The 20,149-nt window shown below is 63.0% G+C and carries 21 protein-coding genes; 12 read left to right on the forward strand and 9 right to left on the reverse strand.

The annotated features are described in order from the left end of the window. The first annotated feature begins 30 nt into the window (after positions 1-30). On the forward strand, positions 31-1,563 hold the full coding sequence (locus ATN37_RS23825; RefSeq protein ID WP_256933476.1) for a PucR family transcriptional regulator: 1,533 nt from the start codon (positions 31-33) through the stop codon (positions 1,561-1,563). Here ATN37_RS23825 and ATN37_RS23830 read toward each other — a convergent pair. From ATN37_RS23830 to ATN37_RS23840, 3 genes are all read right to left on the reverse strand, one after another. Further along, entirely contained in the window at positions 1,539-2,975 is a 1,437-nt protein-coding gene (locus ATN37_RS23830; RefSeq protein ID WP_058038347.1) for an aldehyde dehydrogenase family protein, read from the reverse strand. The genes ATN37_RS23825 and ATN37_RS23830 overlap by 25 nt on opposite strands. Then, positions 2,972-4,345 (reverse strand): 4-aminobutyrate--2-oxoglutarate transaminase, encoded by a 1,374-nt coding sequence (gabT, locus tag ATN37_RS23835; protein ID WP_058038346.1) that lies wholly within the window; start codon positions 4,343-4,345, stop codon positions 2,972-2,974. Before gabT ends, ATN37_RS23830 begins: the two co-directional genes overlap by 4 nt. 118 nt (positions 4,346-4,463) lie before the next feature. Further along, the gene (locus ATN37_RS23840) at positions 4,464-5,270 is read right to left on the reverse strand and encodes an alpha/beta fold hydrolase (protein WP_058038345.1); all 807 of its coding nucleotides are present in this window, start codon (positions 5,268-5,270) and stop codon (positions 4,464-4,466) included. A gap of 75 nt (positions 5,271-5,345) precedes the next feature. Here ATN37_RS23840 and ATN37_RS23845 point away from each other — a divergent pair, with 75 nt between their 5' ends. Next, complete coding sequence (locus ATN37_RS23845; protein ID WP_003943067.1) at positions 5,346-6,107, forward strand: DUF2127 domain-containing protein; 762 nt, start codon at positions 5,346-5,348, stop codon at positions 6,105-6,107. On the opposite strand, the gene ATN37_RS23850 is transcribed toward ATN37_RS23845, so the two are convergent. Together ATN37_RS23850 and ATN37_RS23855 are read right to left on the reverse strand one after the other, a co-directional pair. Then, positions 6,091-7,230, reverse strand: coding sequence for a cation:proton antiporter (locus ATN37_RS23850; protein WP_030536077.1), 1,140 nt, complete (start codon positions 7,228-7,230; stop codon positions 6,091-6,093). The genes ATN37_RS23845 and ATN37_RS23850 overlap by 17 nt on opposite strands. A 7-nt stretch (positions 7,231-7,237) precedes the next feature. Next, entirely contained in the window at positions 7,238-7,600 is a 363-nt protein-coding gene (locus ATN37_RS23855) for a hypothetical protein (protein WP_042446474.1), read from the reverse strand. A gap of 272 nt (positions 7,601-7,872) precedes the next feature. Here ATN37_RS23855 and ATN37_RS23860 point away from each other — a divergent pair, with 272 nt between their 5' ends. Together ATN37_RS23860 and ATN37_RS23865 are read left to right on the forward strand one after the other, a co-directional pair. After that, on the forward strand, positions 7,873-8,319 hold the full coding sequence (locus ATN37_RS23860) for a cupredoxin domain-containing protein (protein ID WP_042446430.1): 447 nt from the start codon (positions 7,873-7,875) through the stop codon (positions 8,317-8,319). A gap of 81 nt (positions 8,320-8,400) precedes the next feature. Then, complete coding sequence (locus ATN37_RS23865) at positions 8,401-10,191, forward strand: CocE/NonD family hydrolase (RefSeq protein WP_099697159.1); 1,791 nt, start codon at positions 8,401-8,403, stop codon at positions 10,189-10,191. 18 nt (positions 10,192-10,209) lie between these two features. Here the strand turns inward: ATN37_RS23865 and paaI are convergent, their stop codons facing one another. The 4 genes from paaI to ATN37_RS23885 all read right to left on the reverse strand — a co-directional run bounded on the left by paaI (position 10,210) and on the right by ATN37_RS23885 (position 13,705). Beyond that, on the reverse strand, positions 10,210-10,578 hold the full coding sequence (gene paaI, locus ATN37_RS23870) for a hydroxyphenylacetyl-CoA thioesterase PaaI (protein ID WP_064444193.1): 369 nt from the start codon (positions 10,576-10,578) through the stop codon (positions 10,210-10,212). Between the two features lie 66 nt (positions 10,579-10,644). Beyond that, positions 10,645-10,956 (reverse strand): EthD family reductase, encoded by a 312-nt coding sequence (locus tag ATN37_RS23875; protein ID WP_007730606.1) that lies wholly within the window; start codon positions 10,954-10,956, stop codon positions 10,645-10,647. Positions 10,957-10,962: 6 nt separating this feature from the next. Further along, positions 10,963-13,005, reverse strand: coding sequence for a phenylacetic acid degradation bifunctional protein PaaZ (paaZ, locus tag ATN37_RS23880; protein WP_217017986.1), 2,043 nt, complete (start codon positions 13,003-13,005; stop codon positions 10,963-10,965). 88 nt (positions 13,006-13,093) lie between these two features. Continuing rightward, positions 13,094-13,705: a TetR/AcrR family transcriptional regulator gene (locus ATN37_RS23885; RefSeq protein ID WP_007730612.1), complete on the reverse strand. Its 612-nt coding sequence runs from the start codon at positions 13,703-13,705 to the stop codon at positions 13,094-13,096. A 107-nt stretch (positions 13,706-13,812) separates the two neighbouring features. On the opposite strand from ATN37_RS23885, the gene ATN37_RS23890 reads away from it, so the two are divergent. The 8 genes from ATN37_RS23890 (at position 13,813) to paaE (ending at position 20,122) form a co-directional block, all read left to right on the forward strand. Next, the gene (locus ATN37_RS23890; protein WP_217017985.1) at positions 13,813-14,541 is read left to right on the forward strand and encodes an enoyl-CoA hydratase/isomerase family protein; all 729 of its coding nucleotides are present in this window, start codon (positions 13,813-13,815) and stop codon (positions 14,539-14,541) included. Continuing rightward, entirely contained in the window at positions 14,538-15,395 is an 858-nt protein-coding gene (locus ATN37_RS23895) for a 3-hydroxyacyl-CoA dehydrogenase family protein (protein ID WP_217017983.1), read from the forward strand. The genes ATN37_RS23890 and ATN37_RS23895 overlap by 4 nt, the downstream gene beginning before the upstream one ends. A gap of 27 nt (positions 15,396-15,422) precedes the next feature. After that, positions 15,423-16,208: an enoyl-CoA hydratase-related protein gene (locus ATN37_RS23900; protein WP_029256503.1), complete on the forward strand. Its 786-nt coding sequence runs from the start codon at positions 15,423-15,425 to the stop codon at positions 16,206-16,208. 92 nt (positions 16,209-16,300) lie between these two features. After that, positions 16,301-17,269 carry a 1,2-phenylacetyl-CoA epoxidase subunit PaaA gene (paaA, locus tag ATN37_RS23905; RefSeq protein ID WP_007730621.1) on the forward strand — a complete coding sequence of 323 codons (969 nt, stop codon included), beginning with the start codon at positions 16,301-16,303 and terminating at the stop codon, positions 17,267-17,269. Next, positions 17,266-17,583, forward strand: coding sequence for a 1,2-phenylacetyl-CoA epoxidase subunit PaaB (paaB, locus tag ATN37_RS23910; protein ID WP_020909477.1), 318 nt, complete (start codon positions 17,266-17,268; stop codon positions 17,581-17,583). The genes paaA and paaB overlap by 4 nt, the downstream gene beginning before the upstream one ends. Positions 17,584-17,611: 28 nt before the next feature. Further along, a complete protein-coding gene (gene paaC, locus ATN37_RS23915) occupies positions 17,612-18,529 on the forward strand; it encodes a 1,2-phenylacetyl-CoA epoxidase subunit PaaC (protein WP_218695697.1) in 918 nt (305 codons plus the stop codon). Positions 18,530-18,531: 2 nt separating this feature from the next. Beyond that, positions 18,532-19,038: a 1,2-phenylacetyl-CoA epoxidase subunit PaaD gene (paaD, locus tag ATN37_RS23920; RefSeq protein WP_217018930.1), complete on the forward strand. Its 507-nt coding sequence runs from the start codon at positions 18,532-18,534 to the stop codon at positions 19,036-19,038. A gap of 4 nt (positions 19,039-19,042) precedes the next feature. Then, positions 19,043-20,122 (forward strand): 1,2-phenylacetyl-CoA epoxidase subunit PaaE, encoded by a 1,080-nt coding sequence (paaE, locus tag ATN37_RS23925; protein WP_064075006.1) that lies wholly within the window; start codon positions 19,043-19,045, stop codon positions 20,120-20,122. The last annotated feature ends 27 nt before the right edge of the window (positions 20,123-20,149 follow it).

Genomic DNA, 20,149 nt, shown 5'->3' on the forward strand with positions numbered 1-20,149 from the left:
TCAATGTCTTCGGAGGTTCCGGTAATGCCGATGACTGTCCGGCGCCTGGCGGCCACCACCTCGCTCGGCCTCACGATCGTTGCCGGTCACGACGACGTGGATCTGTCGATCAGCTGGGCGCACGCAATCGAATTGCAGGATCCGACCCGTTGGCTCGCCGGTGGAGAGCTTGTCATGACGACGGGGCTGCATCTACCGCGTTCGGCGACAAAGCAATACGAGTACGTCGAGCGCATCGCGCAGACCGGTGCGGTGGCACTGGCGTTCGACACCGGCACCGTGCACGAGAGGGTGCCGGACGCGATCATCAGGGCCGGCGACGAACTGGGTTTTGCCGTGCTTTCCGTCGCCAAGGAGACGCCGTTCATCGCCATTTCGCGGGCCGTGATCGACGAACTGACCGCCGACCAGATACGAACGGTGCAGGCAGTGGTCGACGCGCAGGAGAAGTTGGCGCGTGCTCTGCTCGACGGGGTGCCGGCTCTGATCACTGCCCTGGGTCGAGCCGTTCACGCAGCAGTCTGTGTTCTCGATCGGGACGGCGCGGTGCTGGCTCTGACGGAAGGTGCGAGTTCGTCTCTGCCCGAACGCATCAGGGAGCGATCAGGTAAGGAGCGCAGCCGGATCGTGGTGGACGACGACGGCCACCTGGCCATTCACCGCCTTGCTGTGAGCGGCACGCTGGCCGTGGCGTCCGAGGCCGCCTTGGATCAGTCCGAGCGATTGTTGGTGGGCCACACGGTGTCGCTGTTGACCATCGAGCTTGCCAAGCCGTTGCGGGTTGTCGATGCCGAACAGCGGCTGAGGTTGGCCGTTACGACGATGGTGCGCCAGGCCGGCGGTGACGTCGACGAAAGTCTGTTGCGGTACTTCGGATTCGAATCCGAAACCACGGTGGTGGCAACCGCCTTGACCGATGTCGGACCTTTGCTTGCGGCCACCGACATCACTTCAGCGGCCCTGGAAGAAGAGTCGGTGCCGTACCTGTTGGCCCCGCTGAATGACGGAACCGGTGTGTGGTTCGTCGTGAAAAGTGAAGTTGCGGAGAAGGTCACACGCAGTGTGTATGCGAGAGTACGGGAGAATTCACGCCGGAGTATCAACGGTGGAATCGGTGGCGTCCGGCCGATGAGCGGTGTTGCGGCCAGTCTGCGCGAGGCCGTCTCTGCTGCCAAAGTGGGGCAGGTCGAAGGACACACGCTCGTTCCGTTCTCAGAACTCGGGACTTTCAGTCTCTTGTTGAGTGTGCAGTCGAGCGAAGTTCTGCAGTCGATCGCGGCCGGAGGTCTCGGTGTGCTGGAAGGCTACGACGCCGAGAACAGTTCCCGTCTGGTGGACTCGATCGAAGCGTTCCTGCACCACAATGGTCAATGGGAATCCGCTGCAGCGCAATTGGGTGTTCACCGGCACACGCTGCGTAACCGCATGGACAAGGCTGCCGAGTTGATCGGGAGAGATCTCGATTCCGCCCACACCCGGTCCGAGTTGTGGATCGCACTCAAAGCTCGTGAACTGCTGCAGGCGGAATCGAATTCAGATCACGCTCGGCCGCCCCTGAGATAGACGGTGGTGGTGTGAGTGAAGAACTCTCGCGCCGCGTCGCCTTGTTCCTTGGGTCCGTATCCACTCCTCTTCGCGCCGCCGAAAGGTACGTGGGGATCAGCGCCCGCCGATTCCGAATTGACGTGCAGGATCCCCACGTCCAGATCGTCGATACCGGCCAGTGCACTGGTCAGGTCTTGCGTGAACAATGCTGCGGACAAACCGAATTCGCCCTCGTTCGCCAAGCGGAATGCGTCTGCGGTTGTTGCTGCCCGCTGCACCGCCAGCACCGGGCCGAAGAGTTCCTCGAACCACAGTTCGGTGCTCGACGGTAGTTCCAGCACTGTCGGTTGGACGTAGTAGCCCGACTGCGGCGCTTCGGCGGTGGCCACAACCCTGGCGCCGCCGTCGACGGCTCGATTGATCCCCTCGATGATCGACTGCTGCGCGTATGCGCTGACCACGGGACCTGTCGTGACGTCGGGATCGAGTGGATCTCCGACTCTCAGTTGCTTGACTTCAACGGTCAGCCTGGCCAGGAATTCCTCGGCGATGGATTCATGGAGCACCAGACGTGAAGTGGCCGTGCATTTCTGGCCGGTTGACCGAAATGCGCCCAGCATCACCTGCTCGACCGCAAGCTCGAGATCTGCGTCGGCAAGTACGACGGCTGCGTTCTTTCCACCCATTTCCGCCTGTACCGGAATTCCGCGCGCCGCAGCAGATCCCGCGATCTTTCGGCCGACGCCGGTGGAACCGGTGAAGGTGACGGCGTCGAGGTCCGGGTGATCGACCAGCGCTTCACCGGCCGCGCTGTCGGCGAGGATCATGTTCAGGACTCCGTCGGGTAGGCCCGCTTCGGTCAGTGCCTGCGCGAGACGGAAGGCCAGAAGGGGCACCGCGGCAGCCGGTTTCCAGACGACGGTGTTTCCGTACACCAAGGCAGGCGCAATCTTCCATGCCGGGATCGCGATCGGGAAGTTGAACGGCGTGACGACGCCTACCACGCCGAGAGGTTTGCGAGTGACGAGAATCTGCTCGCTGCTACGTGGGGAGGAATACACCGTTCCGGTCTCGCGGTCGGCGGCGTTGCCGTAGTAACGCAGAATCTGCGCTGCGCGGCGCACCTCTCCGATACCCTCGGCCAGCGTTTTCCCTTCTTCGCGGGTGAGTTCTTCGCCCCAGGCCTCAGCGTTGGATTCTATGATTTCCGCTGCACGAGTGAGGTATGCGCCGCGTGCGGACATCGGCAGGCGGGCCCAGTCGTTCGCGGCGATGCGGGCGACGCGAACACCGGTCGCCATTTCGGAGGCACCGGCGCGGCCTCCGGTGGCGACAACCTCGTCGGGACGGGCCGGGTTGGTGTCCGTCAGTGTGCCGTCGCTGCCCGTGACCCAAGCTCCGCCGATCAAGCTGCGCACTGCGACGCTCATCGGACTGCGGCCACAGCGTCGCGAAGAATACCGAGTCCTTCGGTCAGCAACTCGTCGGAGATGCTCAGCGGTGGGAGGAAACGGACGACGTTTCCATAGGTGCCGGCGGTGAGCATAAGGAGACCGTGCGCGTGGGCGTAGCTGACGATCTGGGCGACGGCCTCGCGATTCGGAGCCTTGTCCTCGTCGTGGACGAGTTCGATTGCAATCATGGCGCCGCGTCCGCGAATGTCGCCGATTATGTCTGTGTCCGAAGCGATTTCGGACAAACCTGTGGTCAGAATGTCGCCGATGTCCTTGGCGCGGTCGAGGAGCCCTTCCATCTCGATCGTCTCGAAAACTGCCAGGGCGGCCTCGCAGGCAACGGGATTGCCGCTGTACGTACCGCCGATACCACCGGGATGCGCGGCGTCCATGACGTCGGCACGGCCGGTCACGGCGGCGAGTGGCATTCCGCCGGCGAGACCTTTTGCGGTTGTGATGATGTCGGGGACGAAGTCCTCACTCTCGCTGGCGAACCAGGATCCGGTTCGTGCGATACCGGTCTGGACCTCGTCCGCGACGACGAGAATGCCGCGCTCACGGCAGAATTCCGAGATTCGCTTCAGGAATCCCGGAGCGGGAACGATGAAACCGCCCTCACCCTGAATCGGTTCCACGACCACAGCGGCTACCGATTCGGCGCCGATCTGAGTGTCGATCGCAAGACGGAACTGGGCGAATGCTTCGTCGGCCGCGTTTTCGGGGCCGCTCGGCCAACGGTAGGGGTATGCCATCGGAACCCGGTAGACCTCTGGTGCGAACGGGCCGAATGTGGCCTTGTACGGCTGGTTCTTGGCTGTCATCGTCATGGTCATCAACGTGCGACCGTGGAATGCGTGGTCGAAGACGACAACTGCCGGGCGACCGGTGGCGGCACGTGCGTATTTCACGGCGTTCTCGAGCGCTTCGCTGCCGGTGTTGAACAGCGCTGTTCGCTTCTCGTGATCTCCCGGGGTCAGGCGGTTGAGCGCTTCGCAGACCTCGAGGTACCCCTCATAGGGGTTTGCGAGGAAACACGTATGGGTGAACTGACCGAGCTGGCGCGTGGTGCGTTCGACCACGCGCGGCGCACTGTTTCCGACGGTGGTCACGGCGATGCCGCTGCCGAAGTCGATGAACGAGTTGTCGTCGACGTCGACGACAACTCCTCCGCCCGCTGCGGCAACGTAAATGCTGGATCCGCTGGTCAGCCCGGCCGGTAGTGCGGCGCTCCGGCGCTTTGCCAAAGCGCGCGAGTTGGGGCCGGGCACTTCGGTGACGAGGCGTCGTATCTGGGGAAGGGTCGGTCCACCGATGCACGTTTCCGTGCCGTGCTCGAGAATGGTCATCGCAGTGCCTCCAGTCGTTTTCCGAACTGTAGGACGGCGATGAATGATCCGGACATGGCCGGATTGTCGAGTGGCTTCTATCTCATAGGACGCCGCGTCCAGCAGGTTGTCCAGCAGGTTACTGTGCGAAACTGCCGAGGAATCGTTGCAACAGTGGGTTGTACACCTCAGGGGCTTCCCAGAACGCTGCATGCCCCACACCGGGAATCACGTGATACGTGCCCTCCCAGAGATTCGCGAAGGTCAACGACGCGACATACGACGTGTTCACGAACGGGTCCTCGGCGCCGTCGATCACCGCGAGAGGCACAGACGCCGTTGCAACCAGAGCCTTCTGATCCGATTCGCGGCCGGCGCCGAATGCGTCGAACATGATCTTGCGAGCGCGTCCGTCCGTGCGTATCGCGGCGTCGAGGGCAGCCTGCTCGAAGGGAACGGCGGTCATTCGTGCGTAGAGTTCGGCTTCTTGCGCGGTGATGACCTCGGTGCCGCCGATGGACAATCCGTCGCCGGCATTGAAGGCGTCGCCGAGCGTCTCGGGATTTGCCGGCGGCGTACCGGTGATGACGATTCCGGTGAGCCCGGGGAATTTCGCGATCAACTCGAGAGCGATGTGTCCGCCGAGCGACCAGCCGACGACAACGGCTCTTTCGACGCCGAGTTCGGTCAGAACATCGACGATGGCGTCGGCGTAACCGTTCTGCGTGTATGCGGTTTCGGGATCGCTCGCGTCCTCGGAGTCGCCGTGGCCGAGTAGGTCCAGAGTGATCATGCGGTAGTCGCCGGCCCAGTCGGCGTCGACCTGATGACGGAAGATGGAGCGGCTGGCCGAGTTCCCGTGAATGAAGACAACCGGAAAACCGTCGGTGGCACTGTCGTCGACTGCCATGACGCCATGCCGGGTTTCGATCTTGGTGGTTGTCATCGGAATCCTCATCGTTCGAAGTGCACGGTCAGCGGGTATCCACGCTACCGGGCGTATGCGGCATAGAGTTCACCCGTGGACTTCGCATTGCGCTCGTGCAGTTGGCACGGTCACGAGACCTACGCTCCGGACGAACCGGAACTGCGGGATCGACTACATGTGGATACTGCGGTGGGTCAGGCGTGGCGATGCCTACGTTGCGGCAACTTCGTCCCGGGAGCGCCCCGAGCATCGGGACCGGCGGACGCCGCCCCCGAGGTTCCGCGGGGGAGGCTGCTTCGCGACCGGTTGATCATGCGACTTCTCGCCACCGAGAGAATGTTCCGCGCTCTGGGTTTGGTTCTTCTGGCGATCGGTGTGTTCGAACTGAGATCGTCGAAGGGTCGCGCCGAGGACGCCTTCGAGAACGAATTGCCGTTGATCAGGCCACTTGCCCGTCAATTGGGCTGGAACATCGACGATTCCAAACTGGTCCATCACATCGAGCAGGCGTTTTCGTTGTCCGCTACGACGCTCACCTGGATCGCAGTCGGGCTGTTGGTCTACGCCGGCCTTCAAGTGATCGAGGCAGTCGGCCTGTGGATGGTCGAACGCTGGGGCGAGTACTTCGCGGTGGTGGCGACCAGCTTGTTCCTGCCCCTCGAAATCTACGAATTGACCGAGAAGATCACGTGGTTGAGGGCCGGGTTGCTGCTGGTGAACATCGCTGCCGTCGTATGGCTGATCTGGAGCAAGCGACTCTTCGGTGTCCGCGGCGGCGGCGCGGCGTATCACGCCGAACATTCGGAGGAGAGCTTGCTGACGGTGGAGAGGGCCGCGGTCAAGCAGGCTTCGTGAGACCAGCTTTCGACGCGGCAGCACCCGCCAGCGTTGCTGCACCGATCGTGATCATGGCGGCGAGGAGGATGGCTGCGGGTTCACCGTCGCCCATCACCCCCAATTGAGTGCCCACCGTAACTGCGGCAACCGGTACTCCCAGTTGTGCGGCGGACAGCACGCCGAGAGGGAGCGGGAGACCGAGGGCGCGTATCGCGGCGTGAACCACGAGAGTTGCTCCGCCCAAGACCAATCCGAGCCAGATGGCGGACGGATGGGTGACGAGGTCGCGCAGATTGATCGCCGCTCCCAACCAGACGAAGAAGAGGGGAGCGAAGAAGCCGTCGGTGATGGCGAAGAGCTGTTTGGCGAGGCGGCGGGGTTCACCGATCGCGGCAAGAACGAGCCCGAAGGCGAAGCCCGCGAGCATGATCGACACGTGAGTGCTCGACGCCAGCGCTGCCAGAGAAAAGAGGATCACCAGATTGATCCGGAGTTCGAGTGCAAACTTTCGTTTCTCCGAGAATTTGTGGAGCCTTCGCCAATGGCCGGACCGGTGGAAGGCTCGCAGTACGAAGAACAAGGCAACCGCACACGCCGCCACAGCCAGTGCGCCGACACCGGCACGAGGGGCATTGTCCGGATCGATCACCAAAGGCAGCGCAACAATGCAGACGGTGTCCGCGATCGCGACCTGGGCAGTCATCTGCAGAACCGAGGTTCCACCGAGCCCCAGCGAATCGACGATGGGGAGAATCAACGCCGCGGACGACGACGCGATCAGGACCGCGTACAGCGCGGCGTGACCGGTGCCGAATGCCGTCGCCGCACCGTAGCCGGCAACAACCGACAGAAGTCCGACGACAACCGAGCGAACGGCACCCTTGCCGATTGCCGCACGGACTGCCGGATCGCGGACCGGGACGTGTGAGCCGGCCACCATCATCGTGAGCGCGAATCCGATATCGGCCAGGAACGTGAAAGTCTGGTCCGAAGAGTCGAGCAGCCCGAAACCGGTGACACCGAAGACGACGCCCGCGGCAAGTTCGCCGACCACCACGGGGACATGCCAGCTGACGCGAGCGCCGAGCAGCGGGCCGAGAATGCCGGCCAGCGCGACGAGGGCAAGGATGCCGAAGGTCATCGACGACCTACGAGTTAACTGTCGAGGGTGCGATCTTCGCGGGGATGGCGGTGTTCTCGTCCACGTGGTAGCTCGCACAGACACGGTGGTAGCCGTCGGCGATCTGCGCCGGTACTCCGGCGCGGAAGTCTCCCTGCACCAGCAGGATCGGCGACAGCGCGATCCCCTTGCGGATCTTCAACAGGTCGGCAGCAACGTGTGGGTTGTCGACAGGCAGCAGGGGTAGCCCGGCAGCCCGCAGGATGTCTTTGGCCTTCTTCGAGACCAGCGTCGCCGTCTTGAGGGCGTACACGAGAGCTTGGACCTGAACCGGCGTCGCGCCCAACTGGAGGTAATCGCGGGCTGCCGGGTAGTCGTGCTCGTCCGGCAGGTCCTTCCAGAGAACGGCGGGAGCCTTCTCGGCTACCTTCGGCTCTGCTGTCTTGGGAGCCTTGGGCTGCGCTGCCTTCGACGCCTTCGGCTGGGCTGCCTTCGACGTTTTGCTCTTGGCCATCTGTGCTGTTTCCTTCAGTGTCGGTCCGCGAGTGGAGCTGGTGCAGAAATCGTGCACTATCAGCGCCGCAGGCACCACATCGGAGCTGTTTGGCCCCCTAGGCGGCGGGTAATCAGCAGACTGCGGGGGAACGAGCAGGAGGCGAAGCAATGAAGCGGATTCTCGCAGTGCTCGCAGCGCTGATCCTGGCGGTGTTCGCACTGACCGCGTGCAGTGACAACAACGATTCGTCGGACAACGATTCGGCCGATCACGACGGCATGGGGATGACCAGTATGCCGATGACCAGCATGCCGACCAGTATGTCGATGCCGAGCATGCCTCTGGGTATGTCGACGCCGGGAGCGTCGTCGATGGGAATCGTGATCAGCGGTTTCGAATATTCGACGCCGGAGTCGGTGATGCCCGGACAGGTACTGACCATTCAGAACAACGACACCGTCGAGCACTCGGTCACGTCCGATACCGCGGGGTTGTTCAACGAGGACATCGAAGCGGGTGAGACGGAAACCATCACGGTGCCGAACGAGCCTGGAACGTACACGTTCCACTGCACCTACCACCCGAGCATGCACGGCACCTTGACGGTCAAGTAGAGGTCGGCTCGGTCTGGCGTGACTTTCGCGAGAAAACGTTGGCGGCACGCGCCGGATTGAGCTGGTGGAGAACAGATCCGGGTGTACGGTTTTCAGGTGCGCCGGAGAACAGCGATCAGTGTCGTCACGCTCGTGGTTTGCGCCCTCGGCTTTTCGCCGCCGGCGCTCGCGGATTCACCGAACGGCTCGTATTCGTCACAGCTGCTGTACTTCTCGGTCGATGTCGGGCCTGAACTCTCGACGCCGTGCACCGTCGTCGGTGAACTCTTTGTTCCCGATGGCGTCGACGCTGACAACCCAGCTCCCGCGATCCTGACCACCAACGGGTTCGGCGGTTCGTACAAGGACCAGATTCCTGCCCTGCAGAACTTCGCCGAGAACGGGTATGTCGGACTGACGTATTCGGGATTGGGTTTCGGCGGCACGAGTTGCAAGATCACACTCGACTCGCCCGCATACGACGGTATCGCCGCTTCCCAGTTGGTCAGCTTCCTCGGCGGCCAAGAAGGGATTGCCTTCACGGATCAGGCTCTGACGCAGCCCTATCCGGCGCTCACCACGGTCGTTCAGGACTCCGTCGATCACACCGGTGCACCGTCGACGAACGACCCGCGGGTCGGAATGACGGGTGGCTCTTACGGCGGCGGGATTCAATTCGCCGCCGCGAGTGTCGATCCCCGTATCGACACGATCATCCCCATGATCACCTGGAACGATCTCTCGTATTCTCTGGCGCCCAACAGCACCGGGATCATCTCCGGAGTGTCGACTGCGGAGCCGGGAGCCGCGAAGGTGCTCTTTGCATCGCTGCTCTTCGGCGCGGGCATCGCGAATCCCGGTGTGGACGGTTACATCGCAGATCCCGCACGGCTACCCGGCTGCCCGAACTACGTCCCTTACATGTGCAACGCGATCGCCGAGGCGGTGGTGACCGGCGACATCGGACCGCAAGTAGTGAGTGAGCTCCGAGCGTCGTCGGTCTCGTCGTTCGTCGACCGGATCAACATTCCGGTACTGCTTGCTCAGGGGCAACAGGACACCCTGTTCGATCTGAACGAGGCAACCGCGACTTACGACGCGCTGAAGGATCGTGGCGTCGAAGCCAAGATGATCTGGCATTCGTGGGGGCACAGCCACTTGGCCGCTGCGCCGGGCGAGTTCAGCTTCTCCGCACCCGACGAGGATACCCAGTACGAGACCGGTCGCTTCATGGACTGGTTCGATCACTACCTCAAGGACGAGAACACGGAGACCGGCCCGGAATTCGCGTATTTCCGCAACTGGATCGACTACGAGGGAAACGCGGCACCGGCCTACGCGACGTCCGACACCGTCGATGTCGGGACCGCTCGCGCCTTCCATCTGTCCGCTGACGGGGGACTGCTACCGGACGGCACGCCGGTGATACCGGGTTCGAAGACGATCGTCACCGCACCGGCTGGGCTGCCGACGGGCGTAGAGCCACTCAATATCAATCCGGCCGGAAACATTCCGAATGCACAGATTCCGGGAACCGAGGCGCTCTGGACCACTGCGCCGATGACCGAGGCGATGGACGTGGTGGGAGCCCCCACTGTGACGCTGCGTGTTGCGGCGCCCGGACAGCCGGTGGTGTTCGCGAAACTCTACGACGTGGCTCCGGACGGAACTTCCTCGCTGATCAACGGACTCATCGCACCCATACGCATCAGTGATCCGTCGCAGCCGGTGCCTGTGACGATGCCGGCGATAGTGCATCGATTCGAGCCAGGGCATTCCGTGCGTCTCGCGATCACCGGTGGCGACATCAGTTTCCGTGGGGGACTGCAAGGTATGCCGGTGACGATCTTTGCCGACGGTTCCGGCCCCCTCGAACTTCCCGTCGTGGGCTGATACACCGTGGGCTGAATTTCAGCGGGTGATGGTTCGACTGTCGCCGCGGAACTCGGCCACGACGGCGTCGCCATTGCGAACGGTCACGTCGTAGATCCCACTTCGGCCGCCTCGAGCCTTCTCGGTGGCGACCGCGGTCAAGGTGTCGCCCAGACGGGTCGGACGCAGAAATCTGATGTCCGCGCGCACTGCAACGGCTGAATCCTCGTAGCCGTTGCAGGCGAGCGCAAACGCGGTGTCCGCGAGCAGGAAAACATAACCGCCGTGTGTGATTCCGTGACCGTTCACCATGGTTTCGCCCACGGTGACGGTCACGGTTGCGCTACCGGGCGCCAGCTCGGAAATCTCGATACCGAGTGCCTGCGATGCCTGGTCCGCGTCGAACATCTCTCTGGCGGTGATGCTTCCTGTACTCACGAGACAACTCCTGTGTGATCGGGAAATTGCAGGGGTCTAGAGGACCGAGACAACTTCCTGGACATACATGTCGACCGTGCCGGTGGCAAAGTTTGCGACATCTTTTCCAGCGGCGCCCATCTCCGGGGACTTCAGGCCGCTCTGCATAGTCTCGAGATCGGGAAACTCGAGGTTGGCGACGGCATAGAAGACTGGATCGGAGCCGTCCAGCGTCGAGCACTTGCTGAACGTGAAGTCCGAGAGCCCTGGCACTGCGCTGGCGAGCGGGACGTGGATCTCGTTGTAGTACTTGTCGAAAGCCTCCGGATCGGTGGGGCGTCCGTAACACACTGCTACTCGATAGGTCATGTGCTTTCAATTCCCTTCGGGGCGAGTCTTGGCTACCAGAGTCAGGACGTCGTATGTCGCGACCGGATCGTTGTCCTGGTTCGTCACCACGGCGTCCCAACGAACCTCACCGTAGTCGGCGCTGCTGCGAGGTGTGATGGTCTTGGCTGTGAGGGTGACCGTCAGGCTGTCTTCGGCTTTGACCGGAGTCAGGAACCTGAGGCTGTCCACGCCGAAGTTCGCGAGAACCGGGCCGGGAGCCGGGTCGACGAACAGGCCCGCAGCGAGTGAGACAACAAGATAGCCGTGCGCGACGATGCCGCCGAAGAGTGGATTCGCCGCAGCGGCCACCGGATCGGTGTGAGCGTAGAAGGTGTCACCGGTGAACTCTGCAAAATGATCGATGTCTGCGAGTGTGACCTGGCGCGGACCGCCGACAACAGTGTCACCGATCTTCAACTCGGCGAGACTCTTTCGGAATGGATGTTCGGATCCGGTCGTGCGCTGCGATCCGGTGAACCAGCGCTCGCCGACTGCGGTGAGGACGTCGGGTGTGCCCTGTACGGCGGTCCGCTGCATGTGGTGCAGAACTCCGCGGATGCCACCCAGCTCCTCACCGCCGCCGGCACGGCCGGGACCGCCGTGTACGAGGACTGGAAGGGGAGAGCCGTGGCCGGTGGATTCCTTGGCGTCGTCGCGGTTCAGCACGAGCACTCTGCCGTGAAAAGCTGCGAGACCCAGCACCAGTCGACGTGCGATGTCGGTGTCGGCAGTGACCACCGAGGCGACGAGGCTTCCCTCGCCACGGGCCGCGAGTTCGATCGCATGATCGATGCCGTCGTATCCGATGACGGTGCTGACGGGTCCGAAGGCCTCCAGTTCGTGTACCTCGTGCGCATTCTCTTCCGCCCGGAGAAGGACTGGGGAAAGGAAGGCTCCTGACTGGCCGTCGGCACCGACCACGTCGACGTTGTCCGGGTCTCCGAATACGATGGTTGCCGACTTCGTCAGACCGCGAATGGATTTCAAGACCTCGTCACGCTGTTCGATGCTGGCGAGAGCTCCCATAGTGACGCCATCAGCATCGGGGTGTCCCACGACCACTTTGTTCAGTCGCTCGGATGCGGCATCGACAACGGCGTCGACCAGCGAGACCGGGACCAGGGCGCGCCGGATCGCCGTGCACTTCTGACCAGCCTTGACTGTCATTTCGGTGACGAGTTGTTTGACGTACAAATCGAATTCGGGCGTTCCTGGTACGGCGTCCTCGCCAAGGATCGACGCGTTGAGTGAATCGGCCTCGGCATTGAAATGGACGCCCTTGCCGACGACGTTCGGGTGAGCACGCAGCGTTGCGGCGGTGTCGGCGGATCCGGTGAATGCCACTGAGTCCTGCCCGCCGAGGTGATCGAGGAGGCCCCGTGCACTACCGGAGAGCAGTTGGACGGAACCCTCCGGGAGCAAGCCTGATTCGATGATGCGCCGGAAGACGAGTTCGGTGAGATATGCCGTGGAACTGGCAGGTTTGACGATGGACGGCACCCCCGCGATGAATGCCGGTGCCAGCTTCTCCAGGAACCCCCACACCGGGAAATTGAAGGCGTTGATCTGCACGGCGACGCCGCGACGTGATGTATAGATGTGTTGCCCGAGGAAGGTTCCGCCTTTGCCGAGAGGCTCGACGTTTCCGTCCAGAAAGACTGTGCTGTCGGGCAATTCGCGCCGAGCCTTGCTCGCGTAGCTCAGCAGGGTCCCGAATCCGCCGTCGATGTCCACCCCGGAATCTCGCGTCGTCGCACCGGTGGCAGTGGAGAGTGTGTAGAACTCGGCTTTTCCTGCCATCAACGTGAGGGCGAGAGCCTTGAGCGCGCCGGCACGTTCGTGGAAGGTCATCGCGGACAGTGCAGGCCCGCCGACCTCGCGTGCGTACGTAACCATCTCGGCGAGGTCGACGCCGGTTGCGGAGATCCGGGCCACCTCCGATCCGTCCACTGCGCTCGGCAACGGGGTACCTGCGTCCGGTGCGGCGTACCACTGACCGGCCACATAGCTTTCCAACAGTCTGCTCACGACAACTCCATCTCACCGTACGTTCGGTCGGTAATTACGATCGCCCGGTAACGCCGCGTTGTCAAGGATTCGGCAGAACTGCCTGGAGTCAGGCCTTGCGAAGTCCGTCGAAAGTGACGGCGACGACCGCGTCGGCGATGTCGGAGACGGACTCACCCGCTCGGGGTTTGTACCACTCGATCAGTGAGTTGACGGTGCCGAACATCAGCTTGCTGGCGAGGGCTGGTTCGATGTCCGGGCGCAAGTCTCCCTCCGCTGCGGCGGACGCGACGAGACCTCCGACGAAGTTGTCGAATTCGCGTCGACGGGCGAGCGCGGCCCGCTCGACCGTCGTGTTGCCGCGGACGCGCAGGAGCAGGGTGACGTACGGAAGCTCTGCGACCAGCACCTCTACGCTGCGCCGGACCAGGTATTCGAGCCGGTCGATGTACGGACCGGTGGTGGCGCCTTCTTCGGTCGTGACCGCAAACAGGGCGTTGAGGGCACGCGAAAGTGCGAGTTCGAGAAGTTCCGACTTGCCGGACACGTGGTGGTAGATCGAGGACTTCGTGATGCCGAGTTTCTTGGCGAGCACCTCCATGCTTGCGCCGTCGTAGCCCTTGTCGTTGAACACCTTTACAGCCACGGCTAAGAGCGAATCGAGGTCGTAGCCGGGACGTCCGGGGAGGCCGGTGCGTCGAGTGGGGCGTGCCGTAGTCATGTCCCCATCTTCTCAGTTCGGGCAAAGCTGTGCACCATCCTCGTTCTCACCCTTGCCAAACGACCGAATGTTCGGTTACTAATGGAGAAGAGCGAGAAGGAGCGAATGTGAACACCCTGCACGTGGACGAGCGCGAGGATCGCGTCGTGGTCACCCTCGACAGGCCCGCGCAACGCAATGCGATCAACGCGGAAATGATCGACGAACTGCATCAGGTTTGTGGACGCCTCGAACGGGATCCGAAGCTGCTCCTGCTTGCGGGGCGCGGCGACCACTTCGCAGGCGGCGCTGACATCGCGGAGCTCCGAGAGCGCGGACGAGAGGAAGCGTTCGCGGGTATCAACCGCACGCTGTTCGACCGAATCGGAAAGCTCCCGCTTCCCACCGTGGCCGCCGTGAGCGGCTACGCGCTCGGCGGTGGGGCAGAGTTGACCTACGCCTGCGACATTCGCATCGCGACAACGACGGCGGTCTTCGGGAATCCGGAGCCCAATCTCGGCATAATGGCAGCCGCCGGCGCCAGCTATCGACTGCCGAAGCTCGTCGGCGTCTCGATCGCGAAGCAGGTGCTCCTCGGTGCCAGGAACCTCGACGCCGAGCAGGCGCTACGAGCGGGCCTGGTTGTCGAGGTAACCGAACCGAACTGCCACGTCGACGCAGCGCATCGGCTGCTCGACCGCATTTCCCGACTGTCCCCGCTGGCACTGCGATTGACCAAGATCATCGTCGATGCGCCGGGATCGCATCCGTTTGCCAACGACATCGCCCAGGCCGTCCTGTTCGAGAGTTCGGACAAGCGCGATCGCATGACGGCCTTCCTGGAGAAGAAATCATGACTGAAGCAGTTGCACCGAAGACCGTCGGAGTCATCGGCGGTGGACGCATGGGTGCGGGTATCGCCCAGGTGTTCGCCAGTCTCGGCGGGGCGGTCACCATCGCGGAGAGTGGCGACACCGCGGCCGCGTTGCAGCGTGTTTCCGCCGGCCTCGACAGAGCTCACGAGCGAGGGAAACTCGACGACCAGGACCCCGCGACGGTGCTGGCGCGCGTGAGCACCGTGGACGCAGTGACCTCGTTGCCACCGTCGCTCGACCTGATCGTCGAGGCGGTCCCGGAAATTGCGGCCCTCAAGGTCGAGGTGCTCGCCGCTGCGGAAACCGTTGCCGGAGAAAGCACCGTGATCGCCAGCAACACCAGTTCCATGTCGATCGCCGAACTCGGCGCAGCGCTGACGGATCCGGGCCGGTTCATCGGTATGCACTTCTTCAATCCAGTCCCGGCGTCGCTGTTGGTCGAGATCGTCCGGGCGCCTCAGACCCGCCCCGAGGTTGTCGACTCGGTACGAGCATGGGTGTCGATGCTCGGCAAAGCCGAGGTGCTCGTCAACGACTCACCTGGTTTTGCAACCAGCCGACTTGGTGTCGGTCTCGGGCTCGAAGCCATCCGCATGCTCGAAGAGGGTGTGGCGGACGCGGAATCGATCGACCGAGCAATGGAATTGGGGTATCGGCATCCGATGGGCCCGCTGCGTTCGACAGATCTGGTCGGGTTGGATGTGCGCCTGGCGATCGCCGAACACCTCGCGAGCACGCTCGGTGATCGATTTGCACCTCCAGCACTGCTGCGAGAGAAGGTGGCTCGCGGCGAGTTGGGGCGCAAGACGGGACAGGGTCTTCACACATGGAGCTGAACCGAACTGCCTGCGAAAGGAACATCGATGACTGACGTGATTCGCTTGGAGATCGAGCGAGGTTTGGCGACAATCACTCTCGACCGACCCAAGGCCGCCAATGCCGTCAACGGCGAAATGAAGTCTCAGCTGCTCGAAGCGTTGCTGCAGGTTCACGCGGACGCAGAGGTTCGAGCGGTGTTGATTCTCGCCGAAGGCAAGAACTTCTGCGTCGGTCAGGATCTGGGCGAGCACGCCGCAGCGTTGGATGCTGATCCGGCGCACGCGATGGATACCGTCGAGGCGCACTACAACCCCATCGTCACGGCGCTGTCGACGCTCTCTGTCCCGGTGGTGGTGGGTATCGGCGGAGCCTGCGTCGGGGCCGGGTTGGGAATCGCGTTGGCCGGAGACATCCGTGTCGTGGGGGCTCGCGCGAGCTTTGCGACGGCATTCACCGGCATCGGTCTGGCCAGTGACTCCGGGCTCAGTCATGCGCTCGTGCACGCGCTCGGACCTAGCCGCGCCAGTGGCCTGATGTTGCTCGGCGACAAGTTCGACGCGCAGAGCGCGCTGGAGTGGGGCTTGGTTCATCGCGTGGTGGCCGACGAGGACGTCGCAGCTGAGGCTCGGGTACTCGCGCGTCGGCTTGCCGACGGACCCACCGCGGCCTTCGCCCACGTGAAATCGCTGATCCGTGCCGTTGCTCCTGGGCTTTCCCAGACGCTGGCGGCCGAGGCGAACGCACAGGTGGAGCTGGGTTCCACGGCAGATCATCGAGGCGCAGTCACGGCTTTCCTGTCGAAGCAGAAGCCGGTTTTCGAGGGTCGCTGATTTCTGGTGCGGCGAAAGATTCTCTTGTGTGCTGGGACACCTCGGTGCATACTAGTTACCAACCGATCATTCGGTAATAAAAGGTAGGTACGATGACCAACGTGGAAGCTCCACAAGACCTGCAGAACCTGTTCGACGAGACGATCGCGGCAGACCAGCGCATCGAGCCTCGCGACTGGATGCCGGACGGCTACCGCAAGACTCTGATCCGCCAGGTCGCCCAGCATGCGCATTCCGAGATCATCGGAATGCAGCCCGAGGGAAACTGGCTCACCCGTGCGCCTTCGTTGCGACGCAAGGCGATCCTGATGGCGAAGGTCCAGGACGAAGCCGGGCACGGTCTGTATCTCTACTCCGCGGCCGAGACGCTCGGTGCCGATCGTGGCGATCTGACCACCAAGCTGATCGAGGGAAAGCAGAAGTACTCCTCGATCTTCAACTATCCGACGCTGACATACGCCGACGTGGGTGTGATCGGCTGGCTGGTCGACGGAGCTGCCATCTGCAATCAGGTTCCGCTGTGCCGCAGCTCCTTCGGGCCGTATGCGCGCGCGATGATCCGTGTGTGCAAGGAGGAATCGTTCCATCAGCGGCAAGGCTTCGAGCTGTTGGCGACGATGATGCGCGGCACGGAAGCTCAACGGGCAATGGTGCAGGAAGCCGTCGACCGATGGTGGTGGCCCGCTCTGATGATGTTCGGACCGCCGGACGACGAATCGCCGAACACCGAGCAGTCGATGAAGTGGCGCATCAAGCGGCACACGAACGACGAACTGCGGCAACGATTCGTGGACATGTCGATACCGCAGGCCGAGATACTCGGTGTGACCTTCCCTGATCCCGACCTGCGCTGGAACCCCGAGCGTGGCGCACACGATTTCGGCGAGCCGGACTGGAGCGAATTCATGGACGTGGTCCGCGGCAACGGAGCGGCGAGCGTCGAGCGGATCACCAATCGGAAAGCCGCACACGACAACGGGGCCTGGGTTCGCGACGCCGCGTACGCCTTTGCACAGCGCGAGAGACTCGCGCACGATCGCACGACTGGGGAAACATCATGAGCGAGAACGATCAGGTACAGGGCGATCAGGTGCGGGGCGAATGGCCTTTGTACGAGGTATTTCTGAGGGGAAAGCGCGGACTGAACCACGTGCATGTCGGATCCCTGCGCGCGGCAGACGACCAGATGGCGTTACGCCACGCGCGCGACGTCTACACCAGACGTAACGAAGGCGTGAGTATCTGGGTCGTGCCATCCGCGAAAATCGTGGCTTCGAGTCCGGCAGAAAAGGATCCGTTCTTCGCGCCGAGCGGCGACAAGGTCTACCGGCACCCGACTTTCTACGACATCCCGGACTCCGTTCCGCACATGTGAGAATCACTTCGACTTCGAGGACCAACAGATGAACGATCACGACAGTGCCTACGACGGCCTGGTCGACGGCGACGGCCACGGTCAGTGGGCGTTCGGAACCAGCTTCGACGACCCCCTCGCCGGAGTCGACACCACGGTGCCGGATGACGTCGATCTCGGTGCGCTGGCGCGCTACTGCCTCATGCTCGGCGACGACGCGCTCGTCAGTTCGCAGCGCCTCGCCGAATGGTCGACGCGGGCACCGGAACTCGAAGAAGAGGTAGCTCTCGCGAATGTCGGTCTGGATCTGATCGGGCAGGCCAGGCTGCTGCTGGCTCGCGCGGCAGCAGCCGATTCCACTGTGGTTCCGTTCATCTCCGATACGTCACCGGTGCCGGCCGAAGATGCGCTCGCCTTCTTTCGTGATCAGTTCGGTTTCCGCAACGTGAGACTGGTGGAGCTCGCCAACGGCGACTTCGCGCACACGGTCGTTCGGCTACTCGTGTTCTCGACCTGGCGGCTGGCGCTGTTCGATCGGCTGCGCATGTCGCGCGATCCGGTTCTCGCAGCTGTGGCGAACAAGGGCGTCAAAGAACTGACCTACCACCGCGACTACGCGGCAAGATGGGTCGTCACGTTGGGCGCCGGCACGGCAAAATCCAAGCGTCGGACTGCCGAGGCCCTGCTCGAGATCTTCCCGTTCGTGGACGAACTCTTTGTTCCCACCCAGGACGAACTCGTTTTGGCAGAAGTTGGCGTCGGAGTGGATCCGCGTACTGTTCGGCCGGAGTTCGACGCTGTTCTTGCCCAGGTCCTCCATGCAGCCGAAATGGAAGAGCCCCCTTCGCGTTTCTCCGGTTTCGTCGGCGGCCGCGGCGGGCGTGCCGGACTGCACACCGGGGCACTGGGGCTACTTCTCGCCGAAATGCAGAGCGTCGCTCGGGAGCATCCGGAAGGGGTGTGGTGACCGTGACTGCCGCTACCGTCTCTTCCGCGCAGGAGATCGTCGCCTCGGTGATGGATCCGGAGATGCCACTGTTGACCTTGGCCGATCTCGGCGTCATCCGATCGGTCGACGTCGAAGCGAACTTGGTCTGTGTGACAATCACTCCCACCTATTCCGGGTGTCCGGCGATGGCGACGATGCGAGACGACATCGAGCACAAGCTGACCGACGCGGGGTACGGCAGCGTCCAGATCAAGACTCAACTGTCGCCGCCTTGGAGTTCGGATTGGATCAGCGAAGAGGGGCTCGCGAAACTTCGGACGGCCGGGTACTCGGTGCCGGGGGCCGCGCCGCGTCGCACCTCCGGCCCGATCGCCTTGACCTTGACGGCCAAGCCGCGCGACATCCTGTGCCCCCAGTGCGGTTCGGCAAACACCAGACTGAGTTCGGAATTCGGTCCGACCCTGTGCAAAGCGCTCTATCGCTGCCTCGACTGCCTCGAGCCGTTCGATCACGTGAAGGAGATCTGAACAGATGAGTACCGCAACGACGAACCGGAACAAACCATTTCACCCGTTGACGGTCGCCGGTGTCGAATCACTGTGCGACGACGCAGTTGCCGTCACCTTCGACGTGCCTGCCGATATCGCCGATCAATTCGACTTCGGCGCCGGGCAGTCACTGACACTGCGGCGGATGATCGACGGCGTCGAACACCGTCGCTCCTACTCGATCTGTGCACCGGTAGGGGCGTCTCCACGGGTGGGGGTTCGCGAAGTGGCAGACGGACTCTTCTCCTCCTGGTTGGTGCGAGACGTCAAGGCCGGGGATCGAATCGACGTCCAGGGCCCATCTGGCAATTTTGTCGCCGATCCGGCATTGGGTGGACGGCACGTTCTGATCGCGGCGGGCTCCGGAATCACGCCCATGTTGTCCATCGCTGCAACACTGCTGGTGAACCCCGAGGCCGATGTCACCCTGCTGTACGGGAACAGGCGCACCCGTTCGGTCATGTTCGCCGAAGAAATCGCCGACCTGAAGGACCGGTACGGTGCACGCCTGGACGTTATTCATGTTCTCTCTCGCGAGCCGCGCGAGGTCGAGTTGTTCTCGGGCCGTCTCGACGCCGACCGGTTGCGCGAGATCTTCATCTCTCTCGTTCCGTGCGACCAGGTCGACGGCTTCTGGTTGTGTGGTCCGTTCGGGATGGTCAACGACGCCCAGGAAGTACTGGCCGGCTTGGGAATTGCCAAGGATCGCATCCATCACGAGCTGTTCTACGTCGACGACGTCGCGCCGCCGGTCGCGGTGCATCGTGAGCCCGGAATTGTGGGACCAGGCAGCGAGGTCACCATCACGCTCGACGGTCGATCGACCACCGCGACACTTCCGCGAGACCAGTCGATTCTCGATGCAGCGGAACAGTACCGATCGGATCTGCCCTTCGCGTGCAAGGGCGGGGTCTGTGGAACGTGTCGCGCCAAGGTCACCTGCGGTGACGTCGAGATGCGCAGGAACTACGCACTCGAAGATTACGAAGTCGACGCGGGTTTTGTACTGACCTGCCAGACCTTCCCTGTCGGTGAACAGATAACAGTCGATTTCGACGCCTGACCGCCCGCACAGCGCCCTCACTGAGCC

Origin of the sequence: Rhodococcus sp. MH15 (genome assembly GCF_019266045.1) — a bacterium.
Lineage (GTDB): Bacteria > Actinomycetota > Actinomycetes > Mycobacteriales > Mycobacteriaceae > Rhodococcus_F > Rhodococcus_F qingshengii.